The following is a 2104-nucleotide window of genomic DNA, read 5'->3' as shown; positions in this document are numbered from 1 at the left end:
CGTGTAATTCCGGCCATGCGGCCTCGTTGTGCTGGCGTCCACATCCTGCCTTTGAATCACGCGCAAAACCTCTTGAAAACCTATCACAGCGAATTTCCAAAAGGGCTCTTATTGCGCTGTTTTTGACACAACAGCACGGAAGCTATATATTTAAATGGGAAATAATGGAGTAATACTCATCCCCTTTGTTTTTAATAAATATGGAATTGGTTATGACTCTAGAATTTTCGATGACATTTCATGCAATATTTTTGGTTTAATGTCATGAAACGTGTGAGTTATTATTTTCCATTCATTATGGTTTTATTTATTATATCCTTAATTTCTGTTTTTTATGTTCATTTTGAAGATAATATTTATTATTGGGACTATTTAAATTATTACGCTAAGGCATTCCAATTAAATACTCTCTATCACTCTCATCCACTTAAAGCGCTTGGAAAGATATTTTCTTCTATCTGGAAGTCTGATTATAATTATTTTCCAGCGATTATCCCATCTTTATTTATTATGTCTATAGGAAACCATAGGCAAATATATATACAAAGTATAATTTTTATTTATTATGTACCTTTTTGCGTATTTTTTACTTATATTTTTTCAAGAACTTTCAACATCTCGAAACTAAATAAGTTACTCATTCCTTTTATTGTTGTCGCGACAAACTCTGCAATTATTGGTGTGGTTTTACGTGGTTTTCCAGATGTAGGGGGTATGGTATTTATAGAATGTGCCATTATCCTTGCTCTTTCGGTAGATTATTCTAAAAGGGTTAATATTAAAAAATCTGTCTTACTTGGGTTATGCTTGTGGGGGGCTTTTTTGTTTCGGCGGTGGTATGCTTATACTATTGTAAGTCTTTATATCTCCCTACCAATTTTTAATTATTTTTATTTTAATACACGCAGTAATTATAAAAATATAATTAATGAATGTAAAAATATATTTATTTCAGGTTTTTCTTCTGTTTTTATGCTTTTGGTTTTTCAATTCGGGTTGTTAAAGAAAATTTTTAGGACAAATTATTCTATTATATATTCTGCATACCAAAAACCTTTATATGAATCTATATATAATGTTCTTATGGAGTTTGGCTTTTACCTTTTACCATTCCTATTTTTAGGATTTATATTCATATGGTGCGAAAAAAATAGAAATATAAAATTATATCTTTATTTTTGCACTTTTAACTTGATGTTTTCAATCTTCCTATTTTTTAGAACACAGTCTCCGGATATGCAGCATATCATTCCGTTTTCTTTTTGGATGATGATGATTGCTGCATATGGGTTACTCCGTCTGTTTCATAATTTTCAAAGAGGACAGATTTTACAGGTCACTTTATGTGCGTTTTTCTCTACGATGCTTATTATTTCTCTTTTCTTCAATTGGCCTTATCGGATACCTGTCCTACGGGGTGTTTTACCAATGAAGCTAGCTCCTCTCCATATTGATTCATATAAAGTATACAAAAATCTAGTTGATGATTTATACTATAATTACAAACCATATGGAACTATTGCTATATTGAGTTCTAGCCCCGTTCTAAATACAAGCATGATAGAGAATATTAGTGATTATCACCTACATATAGACGATATCGCTCATGTAGATTTACGAGATTCTGGTAATTGGTTTGCATTGAATGCAAAGTATGTCGTAGTTGTCAGCCCAATACAGACACACCTTCCTATCGCATATCAGCATATGGTAACATTGCCTGCTTATGAAATTCTCAATCACGTTGGTGTTGGTGAAAATTATAAAAAGACTGGTAAGTGTTATGAGCTAAGGCTAAATGTAAATGCGTGTATTTATGAGAAGATAGCGCAGTTTTCTCAGAATGAAATTTCTGATTTCAATCAAAAAATTTATCATTACTATCCAGATTGGGAAAAGAGACATTTAGGTTATACTAAGTAGCGACTATATGACCTAAATGCTCTTACGATTCGAAATTATCTGGGCTCACAACTCCAGAGCATGTCGTCAGTTAGAGCCCTTTTGGAAATTCACGGATGAGCGTTTCGGCGTAGCATGAGGCTTCCCATGGCGATGTGGATCATGGCCTCTGCGACGTCGATCCGCTGTTCGTAGTCCTTCA

1 protein-coding gene and 1 pseudogene are annotated in these 2104 nt (G+C 33.2%); one reads left to right on the top strand and one right to left on the bottom strand.

The window, feature by feature from the left end; translation table 11 throughout:
* Window positions 1-264 precede the first annotated feature (264 nt).
* Entirely contained in the window at window positions 265-1923 is a 1659-nt protein-coding gene (locus GOB86_RS15300) for a hypothetical protein (protein WP_165993517.1), read from the top strand.
* Between the two features lie 89 nt (window positions 1924-2012).
* On the opposite strand, the pseudogene GOB86_RS15295 reads toward GOB86_RS15300, so the two are convergent.
* Window positions 2013-2104 (bottom strand): annotated as a pseudogene (locus GOB86_RS15295) (IS5/IS1182 family transposase); the annotation flags it as partial.

The organism is Acetobacter lambici (assembly GCF_011516885.1).
Lineage (GTDB): Bacteria > Pseudomonadota > Alphaproteobacteria > Acetobacterales > Acetobacteraceae > Acetobacter > Acetobacter lambici.
The sequence above is the reverse complement of the archived record's forward strand: the minus strand, read 5'-3'. Positions and strand labels throughout refer to the sequence as shown.